A 6,451-nucleotide genomic window follows, 5' to 3' on the forward strand; every position below is an offset into this window, starting at 1 on the left:
GACTCAGATGAGTCTTTTACATGAGGGTAAAGGCTGTGAAGTCCTTAGCAGAGTAGGCTCTGCGGAACAGACAATCCTTTACAGGTCACGCTGGGACTAAACGAATCACACTTTTTGGCAGCGTTCTCATGTCGCTCCTCCATCCGCCAGCTCCAAGCGGCGATCGCAAGTGTGGACGATCGCACCCGAAAGCAACGATTGCACCATCACTCGAGCGCCTGAGACAGCTTTAACCACATATTTTTGAACCTCACCAACAAACCGCACTAGCGCGCCCACTTTCAAGGAGCGCCCTGCGTTCGCAGCTTCATCATTTGGTGGCACACCCCCGGATATCTTCATATCTTTATCCGACCCTGTGCCGCCTGGAATCCCTTCCAAGCAGGGAGCCGCGGCTTCTGCCAAAGAGATGGCCTTCTCATCCCGCTGCTGCCAAGCTGCAAAAATCGCCGACCTGCCGTCGTTGGGGAACTGGAACTGGTAAACTCGAATGCGCTTGGGCCTGCCCAAAGCATCTCGTTCCTCCGACCTTTCTTGGCGAACCAGTCGCAGGGTAAAGCCCAGCTTCCCCTTCAAAACATACTGAACCACCTCCATTGGGTGGGCATTAGGGTGGACGTTGATACCCAGAAAATCTTTCACGTCCGCAGAATACTGCTTGACCCTTTGAGCAAAGGCTATCACCTCCGGGTCAGTCCCTCGATACTCCCTGTCTGAGTCAAAGAATTCCATCAGCCCCAACTTTTTGAGAGCTTCCACAGAAGCTTTCAGGAAGCGCAAATCTTGCGGGCAAACCTTCCCTTGACCCCTTTCTTGATGGCCTGCCAAGTGATTTTTATCTCGTTTCCTGACAAACTCTGGGTCATGGATCAAATAGTAATGCAGGCGAATTTGAGGCAGCCAGCCGTCGTCGTCCTTCAATTTCAGCTCGGGCGTCACCGACACACCATAAGTCTCTTGCAGTTGGTACTTGCGCTCTTGATTGAGTTCGCCGTTTGTCTTGGAGCGCTTGTCCTTCAACTCCAGATACTCAGACAGAGTAATATCAGGAGCATCAGCAACAGCATCCGCTTCTACCCTGCAGTTCTCTCGCTGAATTGACTCAGCCTCTTTCTTAGCCAGAGCAGCTCCAACATTTCGGAGATTTAATTCATTTAACCCAGCATCAACCTTCTGGGCAACCTGCTGCAATAGCTTCCAGTTTTTAACCGCGCTGGCTGCTATTTGCTGCGCTAATCCCTCTAAAAGGAGTTGTTCTAGCTGATTTTCTCGGCACAGTTTTACCTGAAACCCTTCAGCTTTTAGGCTGTACCTAATCGCCTCCCTGTAATGCCACATTCCGGCATTAATTCTAGCAGCCATTTTTGCCCAAGTTCTCAGGTGAACCGGGTCGTGGGCCGCGTCGATGTCGAAGTCAACTCCTTGCAGCAAGCGAATATTGGCTTTGATAACCTTCTGCTGGGAAGCGAGGAGAGATCGATAAGAAGCGTTGCCGTTGCCAATTTTGCCAATGCCAAAGGGCGCTGTCCAGACAAAGATTGGAACATTTTCATCCCTGACTCGAGCGAGACTTTGCAGGGCATCGTTGACGGCAATTGCTCCTTTAAAAATGCCGAATACCGCTGCAAAATAACCGCGAATGTCGATGCTAACTCCTGTGCCAATGGTGGGGCTAGCGATGATGATGTCGTAGTTTTGAATGGTGGCATTAAGATTCTCAACGCAGCCACAAGCGGGGTGGTTGGGGTCGGCTACTGACTCGCTATCAATCCTGAGAATGCGCTTGTTGGGAAATCGTTTTTGCAGTTGTGTTTCTAGGTTGCGACACGACCATTTTCCTTTGACTTTTTGGGAGTCTTCAACAACCATAATGTGGGGCCTGTTTCGATCGAGCGGGCAGCAGAGGGCGCGACTTTCAAGGTCGCAGCCGGTGACTTCTCGCGACAGAATTTGCTCCATTTGAGCGAATAGTGGTGCGGGACTTTGAGTGGCGTAGAAGATCGCGTCCCGCTCTTTTTTAGGTTTCCATTCGTTGACGGCAATCCAAGGTTCGAGAGGGATGCCAGCAAGCGCCTTCAAGTAGTCGATCGCGCAATCAGATAAGTCAGCATCCTGGGCAACGATTAAGCCGCCGGTAGTTAAGACGGTGCGAATGAGTTCTTGCAGGGTTTGCAAGATGGCGACGCGGTTTTCGCGGCAGGTGCTGGAGTTCAAGGCGTGCCAGATGACTTGTTCGCACTCATCAATGAGGACGATCGCCCCAGACCAGTTTTCGGGGTTGAAACGGGCCATTGAGTGGGGGTGGAGGCTGTCTACACACAAGCCGTACCCGAATAATTTGCCTTCCGGCGAGTTCTTGGTTTCGTCGATGTAGTTGATTCCCAACCCGGCGCAGATGGCGCGGCCGAGCTGAATCCTGTGGGTGATGACTAGCACGCGGCGTTCGCCCGTGTTGAGGGCGTGGGAAACCAGGTGGGCGAGGGAGCGGGTTTTGCCGGTGCCTTTGGGGGATTTGATGCAGGCTAAGCCGGCCTCTGGATAGGGGAGTTCTCCCAGATAGCGAGAATTTAGCGTTAAAGACGCGGGATAGGTTAAAAGCCATGATTCCCTATCCTGCCAAAATTGGAAGCCTCGTGCTGCGTTTTTAAGGGCAATGAGCGCATCTTCGCCTCTGGTTACCACGAAATCGTCGATGCCTTTCTCCGGTCCTGGCAGAGTGATGACGCTGACGGAGCATTTGGCGGTCGTGAACAGGCGGCCGAGTTTGTCAATCTCGCGGTTGACGTTGAGGACGGTAGAGTGCTTGCTGTCGCGATCGAAGCCGATGTAGATTTCCCGCCCTGGGGTGGCGAAGTGTTGGAGTTCGGGGATGAGATAGGGGTTGCACTTTTCCCCTAGCGCGTTTTTGGTTCTGACACCCATTGTAACGCCGGGGAGGGCAATGGCCGCGTAGCCCATTGTGAGCAGGCAGGCGGCTTTTTTTACGCCTTCGACGATGATGACGGGGATGTTGTTGAGCCAAACCCATTCCCAGAATTGAGGGGGGTTCGTGGGGTTGCGGAGGAGCACAGGGGCAAAGGGGAGATCCGTCTCCCCCGTTCCTGTACTCCCCATCTCTAAGTCCTCTGGGTTTTCTGGGTTGATGGGGACGCCGTGGCGTTCTGCAACTTTTGCCCAGATGTGGTCTGGGACTTGCAGGAAGAAGGCTCTGGTGGGGGTTTTGGGGGGGTGTTCGTATTTAACGGGCTTGGTTTTACCGTTTGGGTCGAAGCTGTTGCGGGGCTGATAGGGTTTGAAGCAGCCCCAATACATGGGCTGCCAGTTGTTGAGGGGGTCAAGGCCCGAACACCACCAACCACCGTGCTCGATGTGGCTGTAGTGTTTTCTGGCCCACCGCCATTGTGCGTCGGGGTGGACTCTGCCGGAGGCGGCGTTAATTTCGTAGAGGAGGTAGGCGTAGGGGGCGTCGCCACTAAGAGTTTGCACGTTGAGGGCGAAGATGGCGGAGTCTACGCCGCTTTCTTGCCATTCAGTGAGGGCGGACTTAGACAAGACCATAACGCACCCCCATGTTGGCTGTGTTGACCTTCTGGCCTAGTAGCAATGCGAAAGGCACTCCAAGTTGCACCCGAATCTGGCTACCGCCAGAGCGCCTCATGAACGGGTCAGATGGGGTTAAGTGGACTATGAGTCTCTGTGAGGACTGATTTTGAAGGTCAATGCCTGTGCTATCTCGATAAATCTTCACCGGGCTATTCCTTGAGTGGGGAACATCCCTTTGTCTCATGTTCTGAAAATCGCTGCTTGCACGCCGATCAAAGATAATTAATTAATAGTTAATCCGCGCGTAGTAAGGTTCTGAAATGCTTGCTACTCAAGAGTTTCAAAATTGAGTTGTCACCAGATCCGGGAGTTTTTGTCACCAGATCCGGGTGTTTTTGTCACTAGATCCGGGTGTGTCCGTAGTAAAGTCATAAGCCTTGCCTGGTAAAAGTTTGAAGGTGATTTTGAGGTCATTTTTGCCTTACTACGCAAAACTCCAGCCTTACTACGCTTGGGGCTGGAGTTGGGGTCAAGGGGACGGGAAGCTAGATTGACAATTCTGGTAGCACTTTAGGCAAGATTTTTTTGAGGTGGGCGGCGGTTTTGGGGCTAATTGGCTTGCCGCGCTGAAGCTGTGAGACTAGCTGCTGAGATATGCCCAGCTTTTCGGCGATGACTCTTTGCTTCGTCCAATCCTTTGCTTCACAAGCCTTCTGTATCGGTTCCCACTCTAACGGGGCAGCAAATGCTGATTTCCGTTTCCGGGGCAAAGATGCTGATTTTTTAGCAGCTATCAAGGCAGGAATTTTACCGGGAGGCTTGATGGTGACGCCAGCTTCTAGCAGTAAATCAATAATTCTTTTTTTGCAATCTTTGGGTTTACCTGTTGTACTTCCAGGACGCAACCATTCTGGGTAGGTTTCAGAGTCATATATAATCTGCCAATCTAACTCAGCTAGCTGCATTAAGGCTTTATCCCAACGTTGCTTCAGCTTACCAGCGTAGCGATGATCCTTACGGGCTAATTCAATCTCATTTTTCGGCATCACCATCTCTAGCACGGTCTTAACCGTGTATTTTCCATTTGTATGAATGGCGCTTTCTGTTGTTATATTGATGGCAATTAAGAATGCTAGCTCATCATGATACGGGTTCATTTTGAGCGTCGCTTCTGAAATCCAACCAAACTCATATAAGGCAACTGGAGGTCTGGCATTCTTGCCAGGTTTATTAAAGAAAAACTCAGCCCATCTACCCGCCCGAATGAAGGCTACTATTTCTGTTGGTTCATCAATTTCATCTGTGAAAATGTTACGCTGCCCGTAGCGCTCCACAGCAACGTCCCAAATGAGGGAATTCATATCGCATCCTAGCTTCCCGATATTCCATTTAATGGTAGCGTCCAGCTTTCTCAGAAGCTTCAGGCATTGCTCTATCCTGAGTAACTTCTGGGAAGTGGTCATATCTTTACGCTCACCCCAACCCATTAAGTCTATGAGGTTAGTGCCGCCATTTTTCCCAGTTCCAGCTAGCTTAATTTCAGTTCTCCAAGGCACAGCCTGTTGAAAAACATAGGCAGATAGTAAACAGTGGAGTTTGGCAGTATCTTTCCCCAAATTGCCAAATTCCTCAATAATTCCCCAGGCTGCCTTGCCTGTAAAGTAAAAATATTCTTTAGTAACTGGGTCTTTATCCTTTAAGGCTAACTTAACAAAACCCGTGCTGTAATTATCTCGAAAAAACACATTTTTATGGGTATCTTCTTGCCAATCCCAAATTCGTAATAAGGACTTGCAAGCCGTTCTAGGAGGGGCTGAGGTGAGTATTTGAGTGATTGTGGTGCTGATAAATAGCTGGGGTTCGGTTGCGGGAACTGTTTTTGAAGCCAGCCCCAGCATAGCGGTTAACTCATCTAGTGTCCGATTGGATAAATCGAGTGGCTCTAGAAAAATTAAAGCTGAATCAAGTGCCACGTTTTTCCATAAATTTTCCTCGGTTCTACCTGCCTGAAGCCAGAGGGTCAGATGATTTAATATTTCCTCTGCTTTTGTCAAGTAGAAAGCATCATCAACTATCTGCTCTTTGAGAAATTTTTCGAGTTCATCAACACACTTATGACTAAAGCCTTCTAATGTTTCATCCCTTTTAGTAATTTCGGCATGAATCCCCATTGCTACATTCAAGGCCAAAGTTTCTAAAAAATTACTCTGGCGTAGCTTCTTGGCGTACTCTTGAATGCGGTCGCCATCTATCGTGGTGGTGGTGGTGGTAGTAGATAACTCCATAGCCTAGCCTCTTCATGCTAATAATAGTTACAGGTTTGATAGACAAATATCTCACTTGCTTTCTCGAACCTTTTTGTAAGGAGTAACCCGAACTTTCCGTACTACCAGGCCCTGTATCCCCAAAGCATTTGCGTTCCAGTGGTGGCGAAAAATAATGTGTTTTTCCACTAACTTCACGATCGAAAGCTCTCCCATATACTGTCCCAATTCGCTCGTTACTACAGTTTACCATAACGCTATTATTTTAACATTTTCCAGTAATAATTTCCTGCTCTATCGCTGTTAATTTATGCCCGACACTAATACTATTTTCCTAAAGTCCTGCTACAAATATGGCGTCTAAAATAAATTGCCATCCCGTCAAAGAAGCAATGAATTCATTAGTCAACTTTTTTAACTCTTTTTGCACCGCCGCTCTTAACTCTTCTATTTGTTCAAACCTCAACCATTTCAATTGTTCTTTTATATATCCCCAGAGTCTTTCTATTGGGTTGACTTCCGGACTGTAGGCAGGCTGAAACAGTAAAAGCACACTAAGACGGTATACCAGGGTAAACGCATCTAAATTAAGTTGACATAAAATCATATTTGTGCGTGAGTCTTTTTCTGAAAAAATCCTTCTT

3 protein-coding genes are annotated in these 6,451 nt (G+C 48.9%); all 3 read right to left on the reverse strand.

The annotated features are described in order from the left end of the window. Positions 1–126 precede the first annotated feature (126 nt). Positions 127–3,558 (reverse strand): plasmid replication protein, CyRepA1 family, encoded by a 3,432-nt coding sequence (locus tag QUB10_RS22655; RefSeq protein ID WP_333205530.1) that lies wholly within the window; start codon positions 3,556–3,558, stop codon positions 127–129. 530 nt (positions 3,559–4,088) lie between these two features. After that, on the reverse strand, positions 4,089–5,828 hold the full coding sequence (locus QUB10_RS22660; protein WP_333205531.1) for a helix-turn-helix transcriptional regulator: 1,740 nt from the start codon (positions 5,826–5,828) through the stop codon (positions 4,089–4,091). Between the two features lie 313 nt (positions 5,829–6,141). Continuing rightward, positions 6,142–6,451 (reverse strand): transposase (locus QUB10_RS22665; RefSeq protein WP_333205532.1); only part of this gene is annotated, 310 nt, incomplete at its 5' end.

Origin of the sequence: Microcoleus sp. B5-D4 (assembly GCF_036705145.1) — a bacterium.
Lineage (GTDB): Bacteria > Cyanobacteriota > Cyanobacteriia > Cyanobacteriales > Microcoleaceae > Microcoleus.

What these genes read in the sequence shown, in the direction of transcription:
- QUB10_RS22655 (WP_333205530.1), bottom strand. Translation starts at nt 3,558, where the DNA reads ATGGTCTTGTCTAAGTCCGCCCTCACTGAATGGCAAGAAAGCGGCGTA.
- QUB10_RS22660 (WP_333205531.1), bottom strand. Translation starts at nt 5,828, where the DNA reads ATGGAGTTATCTACTACCACCACCACCACCACGATAGATGGCGACCGC.